The sequence below is a fragment of the Steroidobacter agaridevorans genome (assembly GCF_009932555.1).
GTDB classification, from domain to species: domain Bacteria; phylum Pseudomonadota; class Gammaproteobacteria; order Steroidobacterales; family Steroidobacteraceae; genus Steroidobacter; species Steroidobacter agaridevorans.
Map to the genome: position 1 here is coordinate 866311 of NZ_BLJO01000002.1, position 26222 is coordinate 892532.

General features: G+C 62.9%; 19 protein-coding genes and 1 pseudogene. 7 read left to right on the top strand and 13 right to left on the bottom strand.

From position 1 onward, the window contains the following. Positions 1-1267: 1267 nt before the first annotated feature. The 3 genes and pseudogenes from GYH35_RS35405 to GYH35_RS10550 form a co-directional block, all read right to left on the bottom strand. A pseudogene (locus GYH35_RS35405) lies at positions 1268-2029 on the bottom strand (segregation and condensation protein A); the annotation flags it as partial. A 95-nt stretch (positions 2030-2124) separates the two neighbouring features. Further along, the gene (locus GYH35_RS10545; protein WP_161815914.1) at positions 2125-3342 is read right to left on the bottom strand and encodes a tryptophan--tRNA ligase; all 1218 of its coding nucleotides are present in this window, start codon (positions 3340-3342) and stop codon (positions 2125-2127) included. Positions 3343-3471: 129 nt separating this feature from the next. Next, positions 3472-4095 carry an L-threonylcarbamoyladenylate synthase gene (locus tag GYH35_RS10550; protein WP_161815915.1) on the bottom strand — a complete coding sequence of 208 codons (624 nt, stop codon included), beginning with the start codon at positions 4093-4095 and terminating at the stop codon, positions 3472-3474. Between the two features lie 82 nt (positions 4096-4177). Between GYH35_RS10550 and GYH35_RS10555 the strand changes: the two genes are divergently transcribed. Genes GYH35_RS10555 through GYH35_RS10565 form a run of 3 tightly spaced genes read left to right on the top strand, consistent with a single transcriptional unit; the run spans position 4178 to position 5870 of the window. Next, entirely contained in the window at positions 4178-4741 is a 564-nt protein-coding gene (locus GYH35_RS10555) for a septation protein A (protein WP_161815916.1), read from the top strand. Further along, positions 4738-5007 carry a BolA family protein gene (locus GYH35_RS10560; protein ID WP_161815917.1) on the top strand — a complete coding sequence of 90 codons (270 nt, stop codon included), beginning with the start codon at positions 4738-4740 and terminating at the stop codon, positions 5005-5007. The genes GYH35_RS10555 and GYH35_RS10560 overlap by 4 nt, the downstream gene beginning before the upstream one ends. Before the next feature lie 50 nt (positions 5008-5057). Continuing rightward, positions 5058-5870: a peptidylprolyl isomerase gene (locus GYH35_RS10565; protein ID WP_161828349.1), complete on the top strand. Its 813-nt coding sequence runs from the start codon at positions 5058-5060 to the stop codon at positions 5868-5870. A gap of 50 nt (positions 5871-5920) precedes the next feature. Here the strand turns inward: GYH35_RS10565 and ligA are convergent, their stop codons facing one another. From ligA to smc, 3 genes are read right to left on the bottom strand one after another with little or no spacing between them, the layout of a single operon-like run. Next, positions 5921-7936, bottom strand: coding sequence for an NAD-dependent DNA ligase LigA (gene ligA / locus GYH35_RS10570; RefSeq protein ID WP_202624219.1), 2016 nt, complete (start codon positions 7934-7936; stop codon positions 5921-5923). After that, complete coding sequence (locus GYH35_RS10575) at positions 7933-8901, bottom strand: cell division protein ZipA (protein ID WP_161828350.1); 969 nt, start codon at positions 8899-8901, stop codon at positions 7933-7935. The genes ligA and GYH35_RS10575 overlap by 4 nt, the downstream gene beginning before the upstream one ends. Before the next feature lie 11 nt (positions 8902-8912). Further along, positions 8913-12416 carry a chromosome segregation protein SMC gene (gene smc / locus GYH35_RS10580; protein WP_161828351.1) on the bottom strand — a complete coding sequence of 1168 codons (3504 nt, stop codon included), beginning with the start codon at positions 12414-12416 and terminating at the stop codon, positions 8913-8915. A gap of 281 nt (positions 12417-12697) precedes the next feature. Between smc and dksA the strand changes: the two genes are divergently transcribed. From dksA to phaR, 3 genes are read left to right on the top strand one after another with little or no spacing between them, the layout of a single operon-like run. Further along, positions 12698-13633: an RNA polymerase-binding protein DksA gene (gene dksA, locus GYH35_RS35305; protein ID WP_161815921.1), complete on the top strand. Its 936-nt coding sequence runs from the start codon at positions 12698-12700 to the stop codon at positions 13631-13633. Positions 13634-13646: 13 nt separating this feature from the next. Beyond that, on the top strand, positions 13647-14576 hold the full coding sequence (gluQRS, locus tag GYH35_RS10590; protein WP_161816010.1) for a tRNA glutamyl-Q(34) synthetase GluQRS: 930 nt from the start codon (positions 13647-13649) through the stop codon (positions 14574-14576). Positions 14577-14629: 53 nt separating this feature from the next. Continuing rightward, positions 14630-15220: a polyhydroxyalkanoate synthesis repressor PhaR gene (gene phaR, locus GYH35_RS10595; RefSeq protein WP_161816011.1), complete on the top strand. Its 591-nt coding sequence runs from the start codon at positions 14630-14632 to the stop codon at positions 15218-15220. Between the two features lie 50 nt (positions 15221-15270). Here the strand turns inward: phaR and pnp are convergent, their stop codons facing one another. From pnp to rimP, 7 genes are all read right to left on the bottom strand, one after another. Then, positions 15271-17358: a polyribonucleotide nucleotidyltransferase gene (gene pnp / locus GYH35_RS10600; protein WP_161815922.1), complete on the bottom strand. Its 2088-nt coding sequence runs from the start codon at positions 17356-17358 to the stop codon at positions 15271-15273. Positions 17359-17549: 191 nt separating this feature from the next. Beyond that, positions 17550-17819 carry a 30S ribosomal protein S15 gene (gene rpsO, locus GYH35_RS10605; RefSeq protein WP_129649284.1) on the bottom strand — a complete coding sequence of 90 codons (270 nt, stop codon included), beginning with the start codon at positions 17817-17819 and terminating at the stop codon, positions 17550-17552. Between the two features lie 121 nt (positions 17820-17940). Then, positions 17941-18855 carry a tRNA pseudouridine(55) synthase TruB gene (truB, locus tag GYH35_RS10610; protein WP_161828352.1) on the bottom strand — a complete coding sequence of 305 codons (915 nt, stop codon included), beginning with the start codon at positions 18853-18855 and terminating at the stop codon, positions 17941-17943. 11 nt (positions 18856-18866) lie between these two features. Then, positions 18867-19361, bottom strand: coding sequence for a 30S ribosome-binding factor RbfA (rbfA, locus tag GYH35_RS10615; RefSeq protein WP_161815924.1), 495 nt, complete (start codon positions 19359-19361; stop codon positions 18867-18869). Positions 19362-19374: 13 nt separating this feature from the next. Then, complete coding sequence (gene infB, locus GYH35_RS10620; RefSeq protein WP_161828353.1) at positions 19375-22101, bottom strand: translation initiation factor IF-2; 2727 nt, start codon at positions 22099-22101, stop codon at positions 19375-19377. Between the two features lie 37 nt (positions 22102-22138). Next, positions 22139-23644 carry a transcription termination factor NusA gene (nusA, locus tag GYH35_RS10625; RefSeq protein WP_161815926.1) on the bottom strand — a complete coding sequence of 502 codons (1506 nt, stop codon included), beginning with the start codon at positions 23642-23644 and terminating at the stop codon, positions 22139-22141. 50 nt (positions 23645-23694) lie between these two features. Next, the gene (rimP, locus tag GYH35_RS10630; protein ID WP_161828354.1) at positions 23695-24144 is read right to left on the bottom strand and encodes a ribosome maturation factor RimP; all 450 of its coding nucleotides are present in this window, start codon (positions 24142-24144) and stop codon (positions 23695-23697) included. Between the two features lie 1272 nt (positions 24145-25416). Here rimP and GYH35_RS10635 point away from each other — a divergent pair. Beyond that, the gene (locus GYH35_RS10635) at positions 25417-26109 is read left to right on the top strand and encodes a UPF0149 family protein (RefSeq protein WP_161828355.1); all 693 of its coding nucleotides are present in this window, start codon (positions 25417-25419) and stop codon (positions 26107-26109) included. Positions 26110-26222 lie beyond the last annotated feature (113 nt).

Consider the following 26222-nt stretch of genomic DNA (forward strand, 5'->3'; position numbering starts at 1 on the left):
ACTCTGCGTCGGCAATAAACTCGTTGGCGACTTCGTTCGACTCGAACTGAGCGACGGATTCCTCACCGCCGGCCACAGGCTCTGCGTCGGCAACAAACTCGTTCGCGACTTCAGTCGACCCGACCTGAGCGACGGTTTCTTCACCGCCGCCAATAAGTTCAGCGTCGGCAGCAAATTCGTCGGCGACTTCAGCCGACCCGACCTGAGCGACGGTTTCTTCACCGCCGACCACAGGCTCTGCGTCGGCGACAAATTCGTTGGCGACTTCAGTCGACTCGACCTGAGCGACCGTTTCTTCACTGCCGGCAACAAGCTCTGCGTCGGCAACAAATTCGGCGGCGACTTCAGGCTCGGCAGTCTGGACCTGAGCGATCGATTCAGCAGCGATGCTCTCGCTCTCGACCTGAGTCAGCTCGTCGGCAACCGGCGTTTCGGCCAGCGAGTTGTTCTCTTCGGCCGGCTGCTCGGGCACGACGTGCTCTTCGACCACGTGCTCGGGAACGATGTGTTCCTCGACTTCGTGCTCTTCGACGATATGCTCTTCGACCTTGTGCGACTCGCCCGGCTCGGCGGCGGCGATCGCATCGACCGCGGCGCTCGGCTCGATCGATTCGAAAGCTTCGGCGGACCCTAGCGTGCCGGCCGACTCAGGCGACTCAGCCGCCGTCTCTTCGGTGACTACGACCGCCTGCGTAACCGCCCCCTCAGGCAGAACCTCCGCAACCGGCGAAACGCTGGCTTCCACCGTCTCTGCGGCGTGCTCGACGACCTGCGCTTCGAGCGGGTCGACGAATGCGCCGGCATCATCGACCGGGCCGAACTCAAGCGGCACATCTTCGAGCGTGACTTCCTCGGCAGCGTGCGAGCTCACCGCGGATCCATCGACGACCACCGGCTCGCCAGCTGCAACTTCTTCAGCAACGGCAGCAGCGATCACCGCATCGTCGGTCGCGGCAACCTCAGCGACCGTTTCGACCGCATTCTCAGTCGACGCAACCGCTTCCGACACAGCCGCTTCAACGAAGCCCGCATCAGTAATCGCGTTATCCGACTCGATGCTGTCTACCGCGATCGAAGACGCAGCGGCCACGTCAGCAACGGCCGCCTGTACAGCAATGGCAGCGTCATCGGCCGGCGGGGTCTCATCCTCATCCGGGATGTCGTTCTCACCCGCCAACTCAGGCTGCGCCAGCGCGGCCGCGTTCTCGGCGTCCGCGGTCTCGGAAGCCGCGACCCCACCTTGAACAACTTTCAAGTGCCGCTGCGCCGTGCGCACGTGAATCGGTGCGTAGGCCTCAGCTTGCACGATTTCGATCAAGCCTTCTTTCATCAACTCCAGAATGGCGATGAACGTCACAGTGACGCCCATGCGCCCTTCCTCGGGCTTGAACAGTTCCCTGAACTCGAAGAACGCGACCGTCTGCAAGCGCGCCAGGATTTCCGTCATGCGCTCTCGCTGCGACAGGCGTTCGCGCGAGATGTGGTGGTGAGCGAACTTCTCGGCGCGCGACAGCACGTCGCGGAATGCGTCGAGCATTTCCTTCAACGTCACATCCGGCTGGAGCTTGACGACCTTGCGCTCCTCCAGCTCGGCGGACGCGGTGATGTTGTCACGCTCCAACCGATTCAAGCGATCGAGGTCTTCCGCCGCTTTCTTGAAGCGCTCGTACTCTTGCAGACGACGCACCAGCTCAGCCCGCGGATCCTCTTCTTCCTGACCTTCCGCGACCGCTGGCCGCGGCAACAGCATGCGCGACTTGATCTCGGCGAGCATCGCGGCCATTAGCAGATATTCGCCGGCCAGCTCCAATTGCATCTCCGCCATCACTTCGATGTACTGCATGTACTGACGAGTGATCTCGGCGATCGGAATATTCAGAATATCGAGGTTCTGCTTGCGGATCAGGTACAGCAGCAGATCGAGCGGACCTTCGAACGCGGTCAGGAACACCTGCAGCGCGTCCGGCGGAATATACAAATCGCGCGGCAGCTGGGTCATCGGCTCGCCTTCGACCACAGCGAACGGCATCTCGCTCTGCTGGGGCGGCAGCTCGATGCTCAGGTCCTCCTCCTGCAGCTGCGAGCCGGTGTCCTCCACCAGCTTCAGTTCGGGCTTGGACTTGCTCACCGGTAATTCATCCCCATCGCCTGGTGCACCTCATCGAGCGTCTGGCGCGCAACGTCGCGCGCCTTCTCGTTGCCCTCGGCGATGATGCCTCGGACGAGGTCGCGATTCTCTTCGAATTCCTTCGCGCGTGCCTGCATGTCACGCAGCTGCGCCACGACCGCATCGATCACGGGCTTCTTGCAATCCAGACAGCCGATGCCGGCCGTGCGACAGCCCTGCGCGGCCCACGCCTGAGTGTCGGAGCTCGAGTAAATCTTGTGCAGATCGAACACCGGGCACTTGTCCGGATCGCCCGGATCGGTGCGCCGCTGGCGCGCCGGATCGGTCACCATGCCCTTGAGCTTCTTCGCGACCTGATCGGGATCTTCGCGCAAGCCGATGGTGTTGCCGTACGACTTGGACATCTTGCGGCCATCGAGGCCCGGCACTTTGGGCGTCGCGGTCAGCAGCACTTCGGGCTCGACCAGATAGCTGCGGCCGGTGCCCTCCAGATAACCGATCAGCCGCTCACGGTCCGCGAGCGTCAGGCGAGCCGTGCCTTCCAGCAGCGAGTGAGCTTTGGCAATGGCTTCCGCGTCGCCCTTCTCTTGATAAAGACGCCGCAACTCGCTGTATCGAGTGCTGTTGCGAGTGCCGAGCGCCTTGAGTGCTTTCTCAACTTTGGCTTCGAAGTCGGGCTCGCGGCCATAGATGTGATTGAAGCGCCGCGCGACTTCGCGGGTGATCTCCACATGCGCAACCTGGTCTTCGCCGACCGGCACGAACGCGGTCTTGTACAGCAGGATGTCCGCGGCCTGCAGCAGCGGATACCCCAGGAAGCCGTACATCGCCAGATCCTTGTCCTTCAACTGCTCCTGCTGATCCTTGTAGGTCGGCACGCGCTCGAGCCAGCTCAGCGGCGTCACCATCGACAGCAGCAGATGCAGCTCGGAATGCTCGGGCACGCGCGATTGAATGAAGATGGTCGACGAGGCGGGATTCAGGCCGGCCGCGAGCCAATCGATCACCACGTTCCAGACATTGCTCTCGAGCTGCGAGGTGTCCTCGTAACCGGTCGTCAGCGCGTGGATATCGGCGACGAAGAAGTAGCACTCGTACTGGTACTGCAGCTCCACCCAGTTCTTGAGCGCGCCGTGATAGTTACCGAGATGGAGTGCACCTGTCGGTCGCATGCCGGACAGGACGCGTCGGTTGTTAGCGGGGGTCGCGCTCAATGCTTGGCCTCAGGCCCTGTAAATCAAGGCGTTATCGAATCTTGTTAATTCGGGAAATCAGCAGCTTGCAAAGCTGGCCGCATTATACGCAGCTTGACAGCCAGTCTTGATAGCCGCGCAGGGAGGTAGTTATTCGAAGGCGCTCACGTCGCCTTTGCCGCGGCGGACGATGACCGGCGCCGGCCCGACCAGGTCGATCACGCTGCTCGGCTCGAGGCCGCAGTTGCCGCTGTCGATCACGGCATCGACAAAGTGAAACAGCCGCTCCTGGATCTCGCGCGGGTCGGTCAGCGGGTGCTCGTCGCCCGGCAGGATCAGGGTCGAGCTCATGATGGGCTCGCCCAGCTCGTCGAGGATGGCGATGGGCACCGGGTGATCGGGCACCCGAACGCCGATCGTCTTGCGCTTCTCGTTCTGCAGGCGCCGCGGTGTCTCCTTGGTGGCCTGCAGGATGAATGTGTACGGGCCGGGCGTGAAGGCCTTGAGGGTGCGGTACTGGGTGTTGCTGACGCGGGCGTAGTTGGCGATCTCGGACAGGTCGCTGCACACCAGCGTGAAGTGGTGATGGCGGTCGGTCTGGCGAATGCGCGCGATGCGCTCCATCGCCGTCTTGTCGCCCAGGTGGCAACCCAGCGCATAGCTCGAGTCGGTCGGGTAAACGACCACCCCACCCTCGCGAATGATCTCGACCGCCTGACGGATCAGGCGGAGCTGCGGGTCCTGGGGGTGAATCTCCAGATAGCGGCTGGTCATCCCGGTATGATAGCGGCCCTGTCAAATCGGACCGGCTGCGCCGGTCCGCAAGGCTCGCAAAAAGTTAATTGAGTATTGGCGCATGCAGTTGTTGTTCGACTTCTTCCCGGTCATCGCTTTCTTCGTCACCTACAAGGTCACCGGCAACATGTTCGTCGCCACCGCCGTGATCATCGTCGCGGTGATAGCGCAGACGGCCTGGCAATGGTTCCGCCATCGCAAGATCAGTCAGATGGCGCTGATCTCGGGCGTGCTGGTATTGATTTTCGGCGGCCTGACGCTGGCGATCCATGACAAGGCCTTCATCCAGTGGAAGGTCACGGTGGTGAACTGGCTGCTGGCGGCCGGCTTCCTGGCCAGCCGGTTCTTCGGCGACAAGCTGCTGATCGAGCGCATGATGGGTGAGAACGTGCAGCTGGAGCGCCCGGTGTGGGCGACGCTCAACTGGGCCTGGATCCTGTTCTTCGCGGCGCTCGGCGCCATCAACCTGTACGTCGTCTACAACTTCTCGGAAGAGACCTGGGTCAACTTCAAGCTGTTCGGCATGCTCGGGCTCACCTTCGCGTTCGCGATCGCGCAGGCGATCTGGCTGTCGTCCAAGATGCCGGCCGAGGATGCGCCGCCGCAGTCGGAGAAGCCGCAATGACGCGCGCCGAACGCATCGTCGCCGAGCTGCGCAAAGCGCTGCACACCGATCAGGTCGAGTTGATCGACGACAGTCACTTGCATGCCGGCCATGCCGGCGCCAAGGAAGGCAAGGGCCATTTCCGCGTGCACGTCGTCTCTGCCGATTTCGACGGGTTGCGCACCTTGCAGCGCCACCAGCTGGTCTACCGCTCGCTGGGCGAGCTGATGCAAACCGACATCCACGCCTTGAGCATCACCGCGCTGACACCGGACGAGGCGCGCTGACGAATATCCGTTCAGCATCACTTTCCCTTTATCTCTCCCAAGGATTGCGTATGAACCGTCATTTTCTCGTCAGCCTGCTGCTGCCCCTGACGCTGCTGGCTGGCTGCGGCAAGGCTGCCGAAACCTCCAAAGCGCCCGCCGGCCCCGCCGTCGCGGTGGTCAACGGCAAAGAGATCAGCAAGTCCGAGTTCGACCTGTACGTCGAGAACGTCGCGCGCCAGTCGAAGCGCGAGATCACCGAGGCCGAGAAGTCGCAGCTGCTGGATCAGTTCATCAGCATGCAGCTGGCGGCCGAGCAGGCGGAGAAAGGCGGCATCGAGAAGGAAGCGAAGGTGCAGGACCAGCTCGCGCTGGCTCGTTTGAACGTGCTGGTCGATTCGGGCCTGCAGCAGTGGCTGGAAAAGAATCCGGTGACGGATGCGGAGCTGCGCCCGGAATACGACGCGCAGGTCGCCCAGATGCCGAAGGAATATCACGCCCGTCACATCCTCGTGGACGATCAGGCCAAGGCTGAGGCCATCACGAAGGAGCTGAAGGCTGGCGGGGACTTCGCCAAGTCGGCGCAGAAGAACTCGAAGGATCCGTCGGGCAAGAATGGCGGCGATCTTGGCTGGTTCACGCTGGAAACCATGGTGAAGCCGTTCTCCGATGCGGTCGCGGCGCTGCAGCCGGGGCAGATGACGGACAAGCCGGTGCAGAGCCAGTTCGGCTGGCACATCATCAAGCTCGAAGAGTCTCGCGTCACGTCACCTCCTCCGTTCGAGGAAGTGAAGGATCGGGTGAAGGTGCTCGTGCAGCGGAAGAAGCTGCAGACGTATTTGGATGACCTGCGGAAGAACGCGAAGGTCGAGAAGAAGATCTAAGAAAGCTCCTCGAGAGCCGAGCTTGCCTCGGCTCTCGCAGCGAAGCGCATTTAGCTCTCCAGGAGCTTTAAGAAGGCGGCCTCGTCGAGAATTTCGACGCCGAGCTCCTGCGCCTTTGTGAGTTTCGATCCAGCCTCCGAGCCAGCGACGACGTAGTTCGTCTTCTTCGACACGCTGCCTGTCACCTTGCCGCCAAGTGCGGTGATGCGATCGCCCGCATCGTCTCGGCTCATGCTCTCCAGCGTTCCCGTGAGCACAAATGTTTTCCCGGTCAGCGGCCCTTCCGTCGGCGCGGCGCGGGCTTTTTGGGCCGGCCAGTGGACGCCGAGATCACGCAGCGCCTGGATCACTTCTCGATTGTGGGGCTGCTGGAAGAACGTGTAGACGTGCGCCGCCACGACGGGCCCTACGTCCGGTACTTCCTGGATCGCGGCTTCGTTCGCGTCCTGAAGCGCCTCAATCGAAGCAAAGTGGTTCGCGAGCGCAGTGGCCGTCGACTCGCCGACGTCTCTGATACCGACGGCGTAAAGGAAGCGAGCCAGCGTGGTCTTCTTGCTCTTCTCCAACGCGGAGACCAGATTCTTCGCCGACTTCTCTCCCAGCCGCTCCAGATTCGCGAATTGATCGACCGTCAGCTTGTACAAATCCGCCGGGCTGTGCACCAGCCCTTCCGTGAGCAGCTGATCGACGATCTTCTCGCCCAACCCATCGATATCCATCGCGCGCCGCCCAGCGAAATGCAGCAGCGCGCCTTTCAACTGCGCCGCGCAGGACAGGCTGCCCGTGCAGCGGGCGACGGCTTCGCCCTCCTCGCGCTCCACGGCTGAGCCGCAGATCGGACATTTTTCAGGCAGCACGACCGGCCGGGCATTCTTCGGTCGACGTTCCAGAACGACTTTGACGACCTCGGGAATCACATCGCCCGCACGCCGAATGACGACCGTATCGCCGATGTGCACATCCTTGCGCTGCACCTCATCCATGTTGTGAAGCGTCGCGTTACTCACAGTCACGCCACCGACGAAGACAGGCTCGAGTCGAGCGACGGGCGTCAAGGCGCCAGTGCGACCGACCTGGAACTCCACATCACGGAGAATCGTGTTTTCCTCGTGCGCGGGAAACTTGTGCGCGATTGCCCAGCGCGGCGCGCGGGAGACGAAACCGAGCTCACGCTGTTGAGCAAAGCGATTGACCTTGTAGACGACGCCGTCGATCTCGTACTTGAGTGACTCACGCTTCTCGCCGATATCTCGGTAGTACTGCAGGCAACCTTCGACGCCTTGCACGACCTTGGTGAGAGGAGACACCTTCAACCCCCACTCACGCAGTTGCTCGAGCATCTCGCTATGCGTCGCGGGCAATTTCCAATTGCCGGATTCACCGACACCATAGAAGAAAACATCGAGTGGAGCGTTTGCCGCCATTCGCGGATCGTGCTGGCGGACGATGCCGGCGGCGGCGTTGCGCGGATTCACCTTTACCTTCTCGCCTTTCTCCAACGCGCGTTGGTTCATCGCTTTGAACCCGGCGATCGACATGAAGACTTCGCCGCGCACATCGATCACATCCGGCGCTTTGCCGCGCAGTTGCATGGGCACGGCCTTGATGGTGCGAATGTTGTGGGTAACGTCTTCGCCCTTCATGCCGTCGCCGCGAGTCGCGGCGCGCACGAGCTTGCCGTTTTCGTAACGGAAACTCATGGCGAGACCGTCGAGCTTGGTCTCCGCGACGTACTCGATGACTTTCTCCGTCTCCAGACGCTCGCGGACGCGGCGGTCGAAATTGATCAGGTCCTCATCCGTGAAAGCGTTGTCCAACGACAGCATGGGCGTCGTGTGAACCGCTTCCTGCAGCTCGCTGACCGGCGTCGCGCCGACGCGCTGGGTCGGCGAATCGGGCGTGATGAGATCGGGGCTCTCCGCCTCGATCTGCTTCAACTCATTCAGCAGACGGTCGTACTCGGCGTCGGAGACTTCCGGATCGTCGAGCACGTAATAGCGATAGTTATGATGCTCCAGCTGGCGGCGCAGATCCTCTGCACGCGCCGCAGGCGACGGCTTGGTCACTCGTGATTTCCCCTGCCCGGCGGGCGCTCGAACTCGCGGACTTCCTGTCGCATGCGCTCGATTCGATGCACGGTCAGCGGCACGCCACGATCGTCCTGAAGCACGCCGCCCAGCGACTGGTGCAGGCGACGCGCGCAGGCGACCAGCTCATTGAGCGCATGCATGCCCGGCACGGGGCCGGGCAACTGAGCAAACAAAGTCACGCCCGGATACAGCGTCTCGTTCATCTTCTCCAGATCGAACGTGCCGGGCTCGACCATGCTGGCGATGCTGAAGATGGCCTGCCCGTCGCTGTGCTCGCGATGGAAGATGTCGTACTTGCCATGGTTCAACAGCTCCGCGGCGAGCACTTCCTGCAGCTTCGCGCCTTCGATCCTTTGCGGAGCCGTGCTCAGTCGCAATGAAAGAATCTTGCGACGCTCCGGCGACCGCCGCGGCGCTGGTGTATCGCTGGAAGACAGCGTCGGCGCCGGGGTAACCACCGCCGTCGAACTGGGCGACTGGACCGGCAGCTCTTCGGTGACGGAATCGCTGCCGAGTGTGGGCTCGACGCGTCCGCGGCGAAAATCAGGCAGCGGCCGTGACTCTGGATTGGTCGCAGGCGGCGGCGTTTCTCTCGGCACCGGTCGCGGCTCGCCTCGAGGCAGGCGAGCTTCCATCCGTGGTGGACGCACTGGGCGAACCGCCGTTTCTTCGTAGCTTTCGGCGGCAGGCTTTTCGTCGGCCGCGTCCTCCGGCTCGTCGTTCTCCTCGTACGAAGGCTCTTCGTAGTCAGGAACGTCCGCTCGCTGGAACGCCGGCTCGCGACGCACCTCGGTGAAGCCATGCGGCTGCAACGCAGGCTCGGGCCGCGAGCGAAGCGCGACATCTTCCGCAACGGCGGCGCCACCGCGCCGCCCCCACAGATAAATGCCTGCGAGCAGGACGATACCGAACCCGATCAGAATCCAACGCAACTCACTCATTGCGAGCCCGCTTACATCGCCGCCAGACGCACCGCTTCATCGACATCCACGGCCACCAGGCGCGACACGCCCGGCTCGTTCATGGTCACACCGACCAGGTGCGACGCCAGCTCCATGGTCGTCTTGTTGTGGGTAATGAAGATGAACTGCACGCGCTCGGACATCTCCTTGACGGTGTTGCAGAAGCGGCCGACGTTGGCTTCGTCGAGCGGCGCGTCCACCTCGTCCAGCAGACAGAACGGTGCGGGGTTCAATTCGAAGATCGAGAACACCAGCGCCACGGCCGTGAGCGCCTTCTCACCGCCGGACAGCTGATTGATGGTGCTGTTTCGCTTGCCCGGCGGGCGCGCCATGATGGACACGCCGGCGTTGAGGATGTCCTCGCCTGCCAGCTCCAGGTACGCATGTCCGCCGCCGAACAGGCGCGGGAAGCGCTCCTTCAGGCCGGCGTTGACGCGATCGAACGTATCCTGGAAGCGCTGACGCGTTTCCTTGTCGATCTTCTGGATCGCCGTTTCCAGCGTTTCCAGCGCCTCGGTCAGATCCTTGAACTGACTGTCCAGGTATTCCTTGCGCTGGGACTGCTCCTGATATTCCTCGATGGCCGCGAGGTTCACGGCGCCGAGGCGGCCGACCTTGTCGGCGATATCGCTCAATGTTTCTTCCCAGGCGTGCACTTCGGCTTCCGGCGGCATCTCCTGATACACCGTCGCCAGATCGAGCCCGGTCGCGGCGAACTGTTCCTGCAGCGTCTCACGCCGCACCTTCAGTTCCTGCGCGAGCATGCGCATGTCTTCCAAGCCAGCACGCGCTGCTTCGATCGCGTGCTCGCGATCCAATCGCTGCTGATCCATCGTGCGCATCAGATGCTCGGCGGTTTCCAGCGCCTGGCGCGCGACCGACAACTCCTCCTCGACTTCGACGCGCTGCTCGAGCTTCGCTTCCAGCTCGGCTTCCAGCGCATTCAGCGGCTCATCGCCTTCGGAGAGCTGCTGCGTCAAGCGTTCGCGACGCTGTTCCAACTGTTCCAGCTGATTACGCAGACGATCGAGACCGGCCGAGATGGACGACAGCGCCGAGCGCCGCGACTCCACCTTGATGGCCACGTCCTGCGCACCGGCGCGATCCAGCTGCGCCTGTGAGCGCTTGTGCCCCAGATCCTCGCGACGCTCGTCGCGCTCCTGCTCGAGCCCCATGCGCTGATCTTCGAACTGCGCCATCGCTTCGACGCCTTCCTGCAAGCGGGCACGCGCTTCGGCAATGGCTTCGGAGCGACCTTCGTAATCGCGATCCAGCTCTTCGATTTCACCGGTGACGCGACGCAGACGCTCGGAGGTCTGCTCGGCCTTCGCACGCAGCGCGCTGACCTGCGAGGTGAACTCGCTATGCGAGCGATGCAGACGGTTGACCTCGACCTGCAATTCATCGCGACGCTGTTCGAGCGCGTGGAAGCCATCACGGCATTCCGCGAGCTGAGATTGAACGGTCTCCCGCTGCTCTTCGGCCGCGCTGACGCGATCGCGCAGCTCGCCCATTTCCTTTTCGCGCTCGATGACCCCGGCATGCACGTCCTTGTCGCGGCTGACACGCAGCCAGTCGCGACCGATCCACACGCCATCGCGCGTAATGATCGACTGACCCTCGGACAGCGAATGACGACGCTCCAGCGCTTCGGGCAACGTGTCGACCGCGATGATGCCGGTCAACAATGCCGAGATCGCGGACGGGCCCTGCACGTGCGACAACAAGCTGTTGCTGTCACCGCTCCGCGCACTGCTTGCGCCAGAAGAGAAGAACGAAACAGTGCCGGCTTGCAGTGAGTCGATGCGCTGGGCGATGTCATCGAGCGCATCGACGGATACGGCTTCGAGATACGAGCCGAGCACGGTTTCGACAGCGCGCTCCCAGCCCTGATCCACGACCAGCTGCTGACCGAGGCGCGGACGCTCAGTCAGCGAGTTGGACGACAGCCATTCGGTGACCTTGCCTTGTGCGAGACCGAGCGCAGCCTGCTGCAGAGCCTGCAGCGACATCAACTTGCCCTGCGCTTCCTGCAACTGCTTGCGGCTGTTGTCCTCGGCGCTTACCAGTTCGCGCTCGCGCTCACGCAAGCGCTGCAATTCTTCCGTCGCATCGCGCAGCTGAGTCGCCGCGGTTTCACCTTGAACCGCCGCGTCTTCCTGCTGAGCTTCGAGCATCGCGATGCGCTCGGTCGAATCGCCCATGTCGAGCTGGCCGAGCTCGGTGCTCAGACGCTCACGGCGCGACTGCAAGCCCGAGAGCTGATGTTCCAACTGCTCGATACGCACGCGCTCGACCTGCGTCTTTTCGCTGGCCGATCGAGATTCGCGATTGAAGTCTTCCCAGCGCTCCTGCCACAGCTGCATGGCCTCTTCGGCTTGCGACAACGCGTCGGCGGATGCCTGTTCGCGCTCGCGGGCCGCTTCGAGACCGGGCTCGAGCTGTTCCAGCTCGGTCTGCAGCTGGGTGATCTGTTCCTGATCGCGCGACAGATGCTTGCTGGCTTCGGCCGCACTCTCTTCGGTCTGTTCCAGGTCCTGACGCTGCCGCTGACGCAGCTCGCGGGTGTGCTGAATCGACTGCTCGTTGCGCGAGATCTCGGAGCCGATCTGGTAGTAGCGACCCTGGACTGCGTTGAGGGCTTCTGACTTTTCCGTGAAATCTTCGCGCGAGGTTTCGATCGACGATTCGATGGCGCGCAGCTCGGCGATCAGGGCCTGCATCGCGGTGTCGCGCTCGCGCAGGACGGTTTCTTTCGACTCCGCATCGCCCTCGATGGTCTTCAGGCGCAGCGCGATCAACTCAGCGTTGAGCTTGCGCTCGTCCTGCTTCAAGGCCTGGTAGCGACGGGCGGTCGCCGCCTGGCGCTGCAAGTGGCGCAGCTGCTTGTCGACTTCCTCGCGGACGTCGTTCAGGCGCTCCAGGTTCTCCTTGGTGGCGGAGATGCGGTTCGCGGTCTCGCGGCGGCGCTCCTTGTACTTGGAGATGCCGGCGGCCTCTTCGATGAAGCCGCGCAGTTCCTCGGGACGCGCCTCGATGACACGGCCGATCATGCCTTGCTCGATGATGGCGTAGCTGCGCGAGCCCAGGCCGGTGCCCAGGAACAGCTGCGTGATGTCCTTGCGACGGCAGCGGGCGCCGTTGAGGAAGTACGCCGACGTGCCGTCGCGGGAGACGACGCGTTTCAGGGACACTTCATTGAAGTTGGCGAACTGGCCGGCCAGCTTGCCGTCGGAATTGTCGAACACCAGCTCCACCGAAGCGGTGCCCACGGGCTTGCGCGAGCTGGAGCCGTTGAACACCACGTCGGCCATCGAATCGCCGCGCAGGTGCTTGGCGGAGATCTCACCCATGACCCAGCGCACGGCGTCGATGATGTTCGACTTGCCGCAACCGTTCGGACCGACGACGCCCGTCAGGTTGCCTGGGAAATTCACCGCGGTCGGGTCCACGAAAGACTTGAACCCGGCCAACTTGATCTTATTGAGTCGCATCGCGCCTCGGTAGGAAGAGGGGTATGAAAACGGGCCGTAGTGTATGTGAAACATTCCCGCCTGTGGACGCGTTGACGCAGGCTGAGCGGGCCAAAATTCAGCCCACCGATAGACCTGTACGCGCGGGGTGCGGTCTGTATAATCGCGCCCCTCTTTGGCGAACGATTGTCCGGAACTGTTGAAGCTGTTGGTCCAAGCTGTTGTTTAGGGCCGTGGTTTGGGTTCGAGCCTCGCGCGGGCGAGCCGAGCTCCTCTAGTAGGCCCTGGCGGAGGCACTTTAGATGGCCGCAAAAAAACCGTCGGCGAAGCCGGCGAAGGCCAAGCAAACCGTGGTCAAGAAAGCCCCGGCCGTGAAAGAGCCGGCCAAGGACACCGCGAAAAAGGCGGCGTCCGCCAAGAAAGCGCCCCCAGTCGCAGCCCGGCCCAAGCCCGCGGCGGCGGCCCCTGCGCCTCGCCCGACACCAGCCTCCGCCCACACTGCAACCAAGGCCGACAAGCCCATCGAACCGATCAAGCCAGTTGCCGCCCCCGTACCGAAGGCTGCAACTGTCGCCGCTTCTGCGAAACCGGCCCACAAGCCGGCGCCGAAGGTGAGCAACACAGCCGCCCCGGTCGAGCCGACCGACGATGAGTCGATCGCCGCGCCGGCCCCTGCAACCCCTGTGAAGCCAACGATTTCAGCGAGACCCGTGATTTCCAATCTGAATACCCATTCCCAGGACACTGACGCTGCTAGCGACAGTGAGGACAGCGAAGGCCAGGATCTGTCGAGCGTCAACCTGTTAGCCGGCCCGCGCAATGTAAAGCCTTACATTCCGCGGCGTGGCGAGCAGTACATGAACAAGGAGCAGCTGGAGCACTTCCGGCAGATCCTGAACAACTGGAAACGCGACCTGATGCAGGAAGTGGATCGCACCGTGCTTCACATGAAGGACGAGGCGGCCAACTTCCCGGATCCGAACGACCGCGCGACCCAGGAGTCCGAGTTCAGCCTCGAGCTGCGCACGCGTGACCGCGAGCGCAAGCTGATCCGCAAGATCGAAGAAGCGATCAAGCGGATCGAGGATGGCAGCTACGGCTACTGCGTCGAGACCGGCGAGGAGATCGGCATCAAGCGGCTCGAAGCCCGCCCGGTCGCGACCCTGTGCATCGAAGCGCAGGAACGCCGCGAGCGTCGCGAGCTCCAGTACGGCGACCGCGACGACCGCTATCGCTGATTCTCCTGGTCAGCTGACCTACCGGGGCCGGTTCGCACCCTCGCCGACCGGCCCCCTCCACTTCGGCTCGCTGGTCGCGGCCGTCGGTAGTTATCTGTACGCCCGTCAGGCGGGCGGCGAGTGGCTACTCCGCATCGAAGACCTGGACGCACCCCGCGAGGTCCCAGGCAGCGCCGATTCCATCATCCGCACCCTCGACACGCTCGGTTTCGAGTGGACTGGTTCTATCTTGCGCCAGAGTTCACGCCGCGATGCCTATGAAGCGGCCACTCAACATTTGCTAAATAACAACGCGGCATTTCATTGCTCATGTACTCGCAGTGAACTGCAAGCCGCGCAATCTTCCGAAGTGCGTTTGTTTGATACCGATGAGTTGCGTTATCCGGGATGGTGTCGCCTAGGCCCTCGCGCGCCAGAACGCAAGACCGCCGTTCGTTTATTTGTGCCCCGAGGGGAAACCGCAGTTACGGATTTGCTGCAAGGACGCTTCACTGTTGATGTGTCAGCAGAAGTTGGGGATTTCGTCGTTCGCCGCCGTGATGGGCTGCATGCTTATCAGCTCGCGGTGGTGATCGACGACGCCTTCCAAGGGATTACCGCGGTCGTGCGCGGAGCCGATCTGCTGCACAGCTCACCTCGACAGGTGATATTGCATCGCATGTTAAATCTGGCGGTACCGGACTACGCACATTTGCCGGTAGTAACAGATGTTAATGGGATCAAACTGTCGAAGTCGGCAGGCGCTGCAGCAATCGATATTGCCCGCCCTACTTACGAAGTGTGGCGGGCTTTAGAGTTTCTGCAGCAAACGCCGCCTCCCGAACTGCGTCGTGCCGGATTGGCGACGTTGTGGGAGTGGGCAATAAAACACTGGCAACCGAAACGTTTGAACGGACTGCGTCAGGCAACGATCCGGGTCGGACGCGAGGATGGACTAACATGAATGCGCTAGAAACAAGATTGGCTTCTAGCTCTGAGCTGCATCGGGGAGCAGTGATGAGCGAGCCGCACTTCGACGGTAAACAGGTCGACGGCAAGCAGGAGAATGCGATCAGTCAAACCAGAGACAATCAACCCAGAGAAGGACAACCCAGAGTCGTCAAGAAATATCCCAATCGCCGCCTCTACGACACGGTCGAAAGCCGCTACATCACTCTCGCCGACATCCGGCGCCTGGTGATGGACAAGATCGACTTCATCGTGATCGACAAGAAATCGCAAGACGACATCACCCGCTCCATCCTGCTGCAGGTGATCGCCGAACAGGAGCATGCCGGCGAGCCGCTCATGAGTCAGGATTTCCTGTCACAGGTGATCCGCTCGTATGGCGGGGCCATGCAATGCCTGGTGGGAAGCTATCTGGAACAGAGCCTGAAGCTGCTGTCGAACCAACAGCAGCAGATGAGGGAGCACATGCGAGGCGTGTTCGGCAACGATGCCTATGACAGCATTGCCGCGCTGACGCAGCAAAACATCGAGCGATGGCGCTCGGTGCAGGACGATATTTTCAAGGTGATGAGCGGGGCCGCAGCTACGGCCCGCAAGGACCAGCGCGCAGAGGATACGGAGACCGACCCGCGCAGCTAAGCAGATTTCAGGCCGGAGGCAGTGGCCACTGCCTCCGGCCCGATTAGCCCTTAGGCAGCGTCGACGTTGCGCATGCTCAGACGCACGCGGCCCTGACGATCGACTTCCAGCACCTTCACGCGCACCACGTCGCCTTCCTTCAGCTTGTCGCTGACGCGCTCGACGCGTTCTTCAGAGATCTGCGAGATGTGCACCAGGCCGTCCTTGCCCGGCAGGATGGTGACAAACGCGCCGAAGTCCATCAGACGCGCTACGCGGCCTTCATAGATGCGACCCACTTCGACTTCCGCTGTGATCAGCTCGATGCGACGCTGCGCCTCACGGCCCGACACGCCGTCCACCGACGCGATCTTGACCGTGCCGTCGTTCTCGATGTCGATCGTGGTGCCGGTCTCTTCGGTGATGGCGCGGATGACCGCACCGCCCTTGCCGATGACTTCGCGGATCTTCTCCGGATCGATCTTGATGGTGATGATCGACGGCGCCCACTCCGACATCTGCGGACGGGCTGCGGGCAGGATCTTGTCCATCTGCTCGAGGATGTGCAGACGGCCGGCCTTCGCCTGATCCAGCGCCACCTGCATGATCTCCTTGGTGATGCCGTTGATCTTGATGTCCATCTGCAGCGCGGTCACGCCGTCGCGGGTGCCGGCCACCTTGAAATCCATGTCGCCGAGGTGATCTTCGTCACCGAGGATGTCGGTGAGCACCTGGAACTTGTCGCCCTCCTTCACCAGGCCCATCGCCACGCCGGCGACCGAAGCCTTGATCGGCACGCCCGCATCCATCAGCGCGAGGCTGGAGCCGCAGACGCTGGCCATGGAGCTGGAGCCGTTCGACTCGAGAATTTCCGAGACGACGCGGATGACGTACGGGAAGTTGGTCATGTCCGGCATCACGGCGCTGATGCCGCGGCGAGCCAGGTTGCCGTGACCGATTTCGCGGCGCTTCGGCGAGCCCATCATGCCCGTCTCGCCCACGCTGAACGGAGGGAAGTTGTAGTGGAACATGAACGGCTCTTTGCGCTCGCCGGTCAGCGCATCGATGATCTGCGCGTCGCGGCCGGTGCCGAGCGTGGTGGTGACGAGCGCCTGCGTCTCGCCACGAGTGAACAAAGCAGAGCCGTGCGTACGCGGCAGCGCGCCGGTCTTGATCGTGATCGGACGCACCGTCTTCATGTCACGGCCATCGATACGCGGCTGACCGGCGATGATGCGGTCACGCACGATGCGATATTCGAGATTGGCAAATTCCTTGGAAACATCGCCGGCGGTGAACTGCGGAGCTTCGCCGGTGGCCAGCGCGGTGAGCGCGGCGGCCTTGATTTCCTGCACGCGGTCGCGACGCTTCATCTTGTCGGTGACCTGATAAGCCTCGCTCAGCGCGCTCTTCGCACTGGCGGCGACAGCGGCTTCCAGCGCGGTGTTGGCAACGGGCGGCGCCCAGGCCCAGGCCGGCTTGCCCGCTTCGGCCTTGAGCTCGTTGATCGCCTTGATCGCGACCTGCATCTGTTCGTGACCGAACACCACGGCGCCGAGCATCACTTCCTCGGGCAGGCGATCGGCTTCGGACTCGACCATCAGCACTGCTTCGGCCGTGCCGGCGACCACGAGGTCGAGCTTGGAAGTCTTCAGCTGCTTACCGGTCGGGTTGAGCACGTACTGGCCGTCGATATAACCGACCTTGGCCGCAGCGATGGGGCCCATGAACGGCACGCCGGACAGCGCCAGCGCCGCGGAGGCGCCGAGCATGGCCGGAATGTCGGCATCGATATCGGGGTTGAGCGAGACCACGGTCGCGACGACCTGGATCTCGTTGAAGAAATGTTCGGGGAACAGCGGGCGGATCGGACGGTCGATCAGGCGCGAGGTCAATGTTTCCTTTTCGCTCGGCCGGCCTTCGCGCTTGAAGAAGCCGCCGGGGATGCGGCCCGCGGCGTAGGTCTTCTCGACGTAGTTGACCGTCAGCGGGAAGAAGTCCTTGTTCGGATCGGCCTGCTTGCGGCCTACCGCGGTGACCAGCACCACGGTGTCGCCCATCGACACCACCACCGCGCCGTCGGCCTGACGGGCCATTTCGCCGGTTTCCAACGTGACTTGATGCTGACCGAAGGCGAAGGATTTTTTAATAGCGCTCACGATGGTTCCTACTGATATTTGGATGGCTCAGCAGCTCATCGCGCGACACGAGGGCGCAAATTGGCCGAGACACGAAGTTGAATTGAAAGCTCGATGCAGCGAACGGCACAGCATGACGATGGCCAGGGTTCGTGCGGGATCAGGCGGGAGAGCCGGCATGAACTGATATCCGGCTCGATCCCATCTGCGGCTTAGCGCCGCAGACCGAGACTGCTGACGACGGCGGTGTAGCGCTCCGGCGCGGTCTCTTTGAGATAGTCCAGCAGCTTGCGGCGCTGATTCACCATCTTCAGCAAGCCACGGCGGGAAGCGTGATCGCTCTTGTGAGCGCTGAAGTGCTCACCCAGGCCGTTGATGCGTGCGGACAGCAGCGCAATCTGGACTTCCGGCGAACCGGTGTCTTTGGCGTTGCGGCGGTATTGGGCGACGATTCCGCCCTTCTGGTCGGTCGACAATGACATCTGCTTAACCTCGGTGCGGCGTGCGAATCGCCGCGTGAAGAAACTCTAGCCGCCACGGCGGCGACTTTTGAGAGGCGCGCATTGTACCCGCGCGGCTTGGAATCTCAAGTAAAACCAAGAATTAGGGCACCGATACGAACAGACGTGCAGGTTTCACCCGCCCGCCCGGCTGGCCCTCGCCCAGGCCCAGGAAACGCCCGGCCGGGCCATAAAGTCGCACTTCGCCCAGCGGCGCCGCTGCTTCTCCGGAAACCGTACGGCCCAGCAGCAGGCTTTGCGCCGCTGAAGTGTCCAGGTCCACGCGCGGCAGGTCGGCAAACGCCGTATCCACCGCCAACAAGCGGCCGCCGAGCTGTTCCTGGCTTTCGGCCGACAACGCCTCCAGGGTGAACATCGGCTGGTCGCCGAAGGGATCCACCGACAGGCGGCGCAGGCCTTTGACATAGCCTAGCGTGCCCAGCTTGACCGCCACATCGGCAGCGAGGGTGCGGATATAGGTCCCCTTGGAGCAGTACACGTCGAATTCGAGCTGGTTGGTCGTCAGCCCCTCCTCGCTGCACACGCGCGCGATCCTGTGGATCACGATGTCCCGGGGCGGACGCTCGACCGACTCGCCTTTGCGAGCCAGCTCGTACAGGCGCTTGCCCTCGAACTTCAAAGCGGAATGCATCGGCGGGATCTGCTGCTGATTGCCGAGGAACCCGGCCAGCACCGCATCCACGCCCGCTGCCGTGAGCTGGGGCACGGGTGCGCGCTCAATCACTTCCGTCTCGCCATCGCCCGACGGCGTCAGCTCGCCGAGCTGCACCAGTACGCGATAGGTCTTGCCAGAGTTCAGCAGACGGCCGCAGACCTTCGTGGCCTGCCCGAAGCACACCGGCAGCAGGCCGGACGCCAACGGATCGAGGCTGCCCGCGTGGCCCGCCTTGAGCGCGCCATAGAGCACACGAACTTGCTGGAGAGCGGCGTTGGAAGACACGCCGAGGGCCTTGTCGAGCAGCAGGATGCCGTCGACTTCACGATGGAAGCGCTTCACGTGGGGTCTGGCTAGCGTTTGGGAGACGACTGCCCGTCGTCCTCGTCCGAGTCGTAGTGGCCGTCGTCGTCATCGTCGGAGCTGTAGTGAGCATCCTCGTCCGATTCGGCAGACGCCTCGCCCTCCGCGGCTGGCTCATCCTCGACATGCCGGGCTTCGTCATCCTTCACGGCCTTGTTGATGAGCGCCGACAGGCGCGCGCCGCTTTCGATCAGCTCGTCCTGCACGAAGCGCAGTTCGGGGCTGTGGCGAATTCCCAAGGCGCGCCCCAGCGGGCCGCGGAGCATGTCCGCAGCCTGCGTGAGGATTTGCTGAGCCAGGTGCGGATCCGCCCCGAGCACCGAGTAGTAGATCTTCGCGTAGCTCAAATCACTCGACATGCGCACGTCGGTCAACGTGATCATGCCGAGCCGCGGGTCGCGCAGCTCGCGTCGGATCAACTCGCTCAGTGCGCGTTGAATCTGCTGGCCGACCCGCTTGGCACGGGGATAAGACTTCGTCGACATCTCACCTCAAGCATCAAACTTCGAGCGTGCGCGCCACTTCGACGCGCGAGAAGCACTCGATCTGGTCGCCCACCTGCACGTCGTTGTAGTTCTTCACGCCGATGCCGCACTCGGTGCCGGCGCGGACTTCATTGACGTCATCCTTGAAGCGACGCAGCGATTCCAGGCCGCCTTCGAAGATCACCACGTTATTACGCAGCACACGGATGGGATTGTTCCGGCGCACGTAGCCGTCCGCCACGATACAACCCGCGACCGTGCCGAACTTGCTGGAGCGGAACACTTCGCGCACCTCGGCGAGGCCCACGATCTGCTCCTTCACTTCCGGCGCCAGCATGCCCGTCAACAACGCGCGCATCTCATCGATGGCTTCGTAAATGATGCTGTAGTAGCGAACGTCGACGCCCGCTTCCTTGATCATCGCGCGAGCCGAGCTGTCGGCGCGCACATTGAAGCCGATGACACGGGCATTCGACGCCTGCGCCATCGTGATGTCGGACTCGGTGATGCCGCCGACGCCGCTGCCGATGACCTTGACCGCCACCTCGTCGGTGGACAGCTTGGTGAGCGAATCGCGCAACGCTTCCGCCGAGCCCTGCACGTCCGCCTTGATGACGACATGCACGGTCGCGACCTTGCCATCGCCCATCTGCGACAACATGTCCTCGAGCTTCGCCGGGCCCTGCTTCGCCAGCTTGGTATCGCGGAACTTGCCCTGGCGATACAACGCGACTTCGCGAGCCTTGCGTTCGCTCTCGACCACGAGCAGCTCATCGCCGGCATTCGGCGCACCCGACAAGCCGAGCACGACGACCGGCAACGACGGACCCGCTTCGGTCACCTGCGCGCCAGTCTCGTCGAACATCGCACGGACGCGACCGAACTCGGTGCCCGCGATGATCGGATCGCCCGGCTTCAGCACGCCGCGCTTCACGAGCACGGTCGCCACGGCGCCGCGGCCCTTCTCCATGCTGGACTCGACCACGACACCGGCCGCGAGGCCCGACTTCGTCGCCTTCAGATCCAACACTTCCGCCTGCAGCAGAATGGTGTCGAGCAGCTCGTCGATGCCCTGGCCGGTGTGGGCCGACACGTTTACAAACATCGTGTCGCCGCCCCAGGCTTCAGGCAGCACTTCGCACCGGGAGAGATCGGTTCTCACCTTCTCCGGATCCGCGGCGGGTTTGTCGACCTTGGTGATCGCCACGACCATGGGCACTTCAGCCGCCTTCGCATGCTGAATCGCTTCGATGGTCTGCGGCATGACGCTGTCATCCGCCGCCACGACCAGCACGACCACGTCCGTCACCTGAGCGCCACGGGCGCGCATCGCGGTGAACGCGGCGTGACCCGGCGTATCGAGGAACGTGATGACGCCCTTCGGCGTCTCGACGTGATACGCACCGATGTGCTGCGTGATGCCGCCCGCTTCGCCCGCCGCCACTTTGGTGCGACGGATGTAGTCGAGCAGCGAGGTCTTGCCGTGGTCGACGTGACCCATGATGGTGACGACCGGCGGCCGCGCTTCGAGCTCGTGCGAGGCATCGGTGGCCTGCAACTCGTCCTCGATCGCGCTCTCCTTGTGGATGACGGCCGTGTGGCCGAGCTCTTCCACCACGAGCACCGCGGTGTCCTGATCGATGGGCTGATTGATGGTGGCCATCACGCCCATGTTCATCATGACCTTGATGACTTCGTTGGCCTTCACGGCCATGCGCTGAGCGAGCTCGCCGACGGTGACCGTCTCGCCGATCTGCACTTCGCGCTTGACCGGAGCGGCCGGGCGCTCGAAGCCATGCTGACTGGCAACGTTGATCTGCGACGGACGGCCGCGAGAGCGTGCACTGGTCGCCGCCTGCTGTTTCTTTTTCTTGAAACGAGCACTGGCGTCGCTCGATACGTGCAGCTCCGCGCGTTGCGGACGATCGGCGGCGCCACCCCGCTTGCCGCCACGTTCCGGCGCACGCGCTGGGGCCGCGGCCGCAGCTTCCTGCTGCTTGCGTTCGGCTTCGGCACGGGCTGCAGCTTCCGCCATGCGACGAGTTTCATCTTCAGCCGACTGACGAGTTTCCGCGTCAGCCATGCGACGGATCTCGTCTTCCATCCGCTTCTGCTCGCGGGCAGCGAATTCACGCGCTTCGGCTTCGGCCTGCTCTTTCTGCAGTCGATCCGCTTCCTGGCGTGCCGCTTCGGCAGCGGCTTCAGCAGCCGCTTGAGCGGCGCGCTGTGCTTCCGTCTGGGCTTCATTCTGGGCAGCTGCCGCAGCCGCTTGAGCGGCGGCGGCGGCATCGGCCGCGGCCTTTTGAGCCGCAGCGGCTGCGCTTTGAGCTGCAGCACGCGCCGCTGCTTCTTCGGCAGCTGCCGCGGCCGCCCGGTCGGCGGCCTGATCGTTCGCAGAAGGCGTAGCCGGACCGCGCGCCTGCTCTTCGAGCACGGTGCGGTTCATATACGTCTTCTTGCTGCGAACCTCGACGTTGACCATGCGCGCACGGCCCTGCGCCGAGGCGACTTTGATTTCGCCCTGGGACTTGCGCTTCAAGGTGATCTTGCGAGGCGCAGTCGCTTCCTGCGTGCGCCCGTGCGCACGGCGCAGGAACGTCAAGAGCTCCATCTTGGCGTCGTCGCTGATCGTGTCATTCGCGCCGGAGACTTGAATCCCGGCTTCATCGAGCTGCGTCAGCAGCCGCTCGACAGGTACCTTCAGTACCTCGGCAAACTGGCTTACGGTCACATCCGCCATATACGCCCTCCCGACCCGCTACTAATTACGACCCCGCTCAAGCCTGTTGCCCCGCGGAGTCGAACCAGTGCTTACGCGCCGCCATGATGAGCGCGCCCGCGCGCTCGTTATCCACGCCTTCGATCTCCGTCAGGTCATCGATCGCCTGCTCGGCGAGATCCTCACGCGTCACGATGCCTCTGCTGGCGAGCTTCCGCGCCAGGTCGTCGTCCATGCCATCCACCTCCAGCAGATCTGCTGCAGGCTCGGCACTGTCGATTTCTTCCTCGCTCGCGATCGCCTGCGTCAGCAGCACGTCGCGCGCACGATTACGCAATTCCTTGATGATGTCCTCGTCGAACTCTTCGATGTTCGCGAGCTCCGATGCCGGCACATAGGCGATCTCTTCGATGGTCGAGAAGCCTTCCTGCACCAGGATCTGCGCCACGTCTTCATCCACGTCCAGCTGCTGCTTGAACAGGTCGATGAGCTTCTGCGACTCGCCTTCGCTCTTCGCTTCGGCGGCCTGCTGCGTCATCACGTTCAATTCCCAGCCGGTCAGCTCGCTGGCCAGACGGATGTTCTGACCGCCGCGGCCGATGGCCTGCGACAGCTTCTCTTCCGTCACCGCGATATCCATGGAGTGCGAGTCCTCGTCCACGACGATGGACACCACTTCCGCCGGCGCCATCGCATTGATCACGAACTGCGCCGGATTCTCGTCATAAGGAATGATGTCGACGCGCTCGCCGGCGATCTCGTTCGACACCGCCTGCACGCGCGAACCGCGCATACCCACGCAAGCGCCGACCGGATCGATGCGGCTGTCATTGCTCTTCACCGCGATCTTGGCGCGTACGCCTGCATCGCGGGCGGCGCCGAGGATCTGGATCAGACCCTGGCCGACTTCCGGCACTTCGAGCTTGAACAGCTCGATCAGGAATTCTGGGGCCGTCCGCGTCAGAAACAACTGCGGACCGCGCTGCTCGGAGCGCACATCCGCGAGATAGGCCTTCACGCGATCCTGCGAACGGATCGGCTCGCGAGGAATCATCTGATCGCGCGCGATGAAGCCTTCGGCGTTGCCGCCGAGGTCCACGAACACGCCGTTGCGGTCGACACGTTTGACGATGCCGGACACCAGCGTGCCCTGGCGCGCCTTGAACTCATCGACGACCTGCGCCCGCTCGGCTTCGCGCACCTTCTGCACGATGACCTGCTTGGCGGTCTGGGCCGCGATGCGGCCGAACGCGACCGACTCCATCGGCACTTCCACATAGCCGCCGACTTCGGCGTCTTCGGAAATGTCCTTGGCGTCTTCCAGGCGCAGCTCGCTGTCCGGGAATTCCAGCTCGGTGGAATCGTCCGCGAACACCTTCCAACGACGCCACGTGTCGTAGTCGCCGCTCTTGCGGTTGATGGAGACGCGCACGTCGATGCCCTCGCCGTGACGTTTACGGGTCGCGGACGCGAGCGCGGCTTCGAGCGCCTCGAAGATGATTTCCTTGTCGACGCCCTTCTCGTTGGAGACTGCGTCCACGACCATCAGAATCTCTTTGTTCATCGTGCGAACTCCGCTTTACGCCTTGGCCAGCGACTCCCGTCGCTCATACGTCATACGTCCGGGATCAACCGCGCCCGGTGAATGTCTTCGATCGGCAAGCTCACCTCGCCGCCATCCGTCTCGAGCGTAATCTCGCTCTCGCCTACCTTTTGCAAGCGCCCCTGAAACCGCTTGCGGCCATTGATCTGCTGGATCATCTCCACCTTGACCCGCTCGCCGGCAAAGCGCGCGAAATGGGCCGGGGTCCTGAGCACCCGGTCCAGCCCGGGCGAGGACACTTCCAGGGTGTACTCGTTCGGAATGGGATCGGCCTCGTCCAGCACGGCGCTGACGGCCCGACTCACCTTCTCGCAATCGTCCAGAGAAATGCCGTCCGGGCTGTCGATATACAGCCGCAACAGCCCGCCGCCGGCGCGCGGCGCGTACTCGATTTCCCACAGCTCGTAACCGAGATTGGCCACGACCGGGCCGAGCAGCTCGCCCAGCTGTTCTCGCAGCATCGGTCACCTCCGGTTGACTGTGGGGCCCTTGGTCTGCCCCTATCCGGCGCTTGCTACCCGCGCCGGAAGAGCTCCGCCGGGCCGGTTTTTACCGTCGCCGAAACGAAAAATGGGCCCCAAGGCCCATTCTCACTCTCCGTCCCTTCCTGCCAGGCGGCCTTGGCGGCGCCCAACTCCCCTAATTCGTCTTGTAAGTCCTGCGCCGGAAGCCTGTCCTGGCTGGCTCCAGAAGCGAAAAAGGCCCTTCGAATCGGGCCCTTTCATACCCGGACACCTTATATATGCCCGGAAGCGCTACCTACAACCCCTGTCGGGACGGCTGACACCTGTTACCAAGTGGAGACGACCGGCAAGGGCCGCGGAGTTTAAGGGGGTGAGTGGGGGGATGGCAAGCGGGAGGTGGAAACGTTATGCACTACATGACCGCTAGTTAGCCTTACCAATCCGCTCAGACAGCCGCTGTAAAAGACCCCGCGGAGCCCCGTCGTCGCCGCCCGTTAATCTGCTCCGCACCTCTTCTTCATCGACTTTCAAAATCGCGGATCTGTATTTTGAAAGTAGCGAATGCAATTCCCCCCCTGTGTTTCGATCCTGAAGTGTTGAAGGTCGATCAAGAGCTCAGCGTAATCTTCCGCGCCCAGATCTTTGCTCCTTGCGGGAAGTGACTGATCAAGTACGGCCTCCCAGACGTTTACGTCCAGCCTATCTTGCAGAGTTGCCTGCGCTGCCTACAAAGCAGCGGACGCCGCACCCGATAGTCACGCGGCTTTTTTGTGCCCATACGTTTTGCATGCTCCGCATGCGGACATGCTCACCTATGGTCGGGTGTGAGGCTAATACAAGACTTCCGAAAGGAAGGAATACGCCCGCCGTCTTCGATCGGTTTTGAGCACCCGGCCACCATCTCAAAAGTGGTGCACTCAAAGCGACTCGAATGCGAACTGCTAAATTCAGCCGCTACTACTTCACCACAACGTCGAGACGCCGAGCTGGAGTGTCAGTGCTGGGCACTCCTGACGGCGAGTCCGGTGGGCCGTTTGATAGAACCTCAGTAGCTTTCAACTGGCGCAGAACTTCGGTTGCCGACGCAACATCGCTAGCAATTCTTCGCGCGCTCAAAAAGGGACGCGACTCGACATACGCGTAGGCAAAGCCGCAAATGAACAAGAGCCCCACGCGCCATTCGGCGCGCGTATTACTGCGGCGATCTCGAAGCGCTCACCCTCGGCGGCGCGCGCAAGCATCCGCCGCGAATGCAGTACACTCCGACCCATGACCTCCCTCACCACCCCGCTCTCCGACGACGAACTCGACCAACTCACCGAGTTCCTCGACTCCCTGCCCAGCCCAACGGCAATGAACATCGAGCGCATGGATGGATTCTTCTGCGCCCTGGCGGTCGGGCCGGAACTCGTGATGCCCAGCGAATCCTGGCCGCATGTCATCGGCGGCGAGTCGGCAGAGCATGGCCCAGCATTCGACTCGATGGAGCAAGCACAGACCATCATGGGCATGTTCACGCGCCACTGGAACTCGATTGCGAGAACGCTCGAGCGCGGCGACATCTACGTCCCAATCGTACTAGTGGATGACAACGGCCAGGCGCTCGGTAACGAATGGGCGAAAGGCTTCATGCATGGCGTGGGCCTGCGAGCTGCCAGCTGGCAGACGTTCCTGCACGACGAAGAGCGCGCCGGCGCAATCACCCCTATGATGGCCCTGGCGCATGAGAACGATCCAAATCCGGAGTTTCGATTCGAGTCGCCGTCACCCGAAAAGCGAACAGAGCTGCTGCAAATGATGACAGCGGGCATCGTGCAGATGTATCGCTACTTCACGCCGATGCGCACGCAACCGGTCGCATCGACGTTCGTGCGTGGCCAGCCGAAGACCGGCCGCAATGAACCGTGCCCGTGCGGTAGTGGCAAGAAATATAAGCAATGCTGTCTGACGCGAACGCATTGATCGCATCGCTGCCCGCACTCCAGCTGGAGTGCGCACTGTTAAATTCCGTTCTCCACGCGCACCCGACGACACACTCACGCGGCGCCCCGCACACGGGGGCGCGCTTGGCTCGT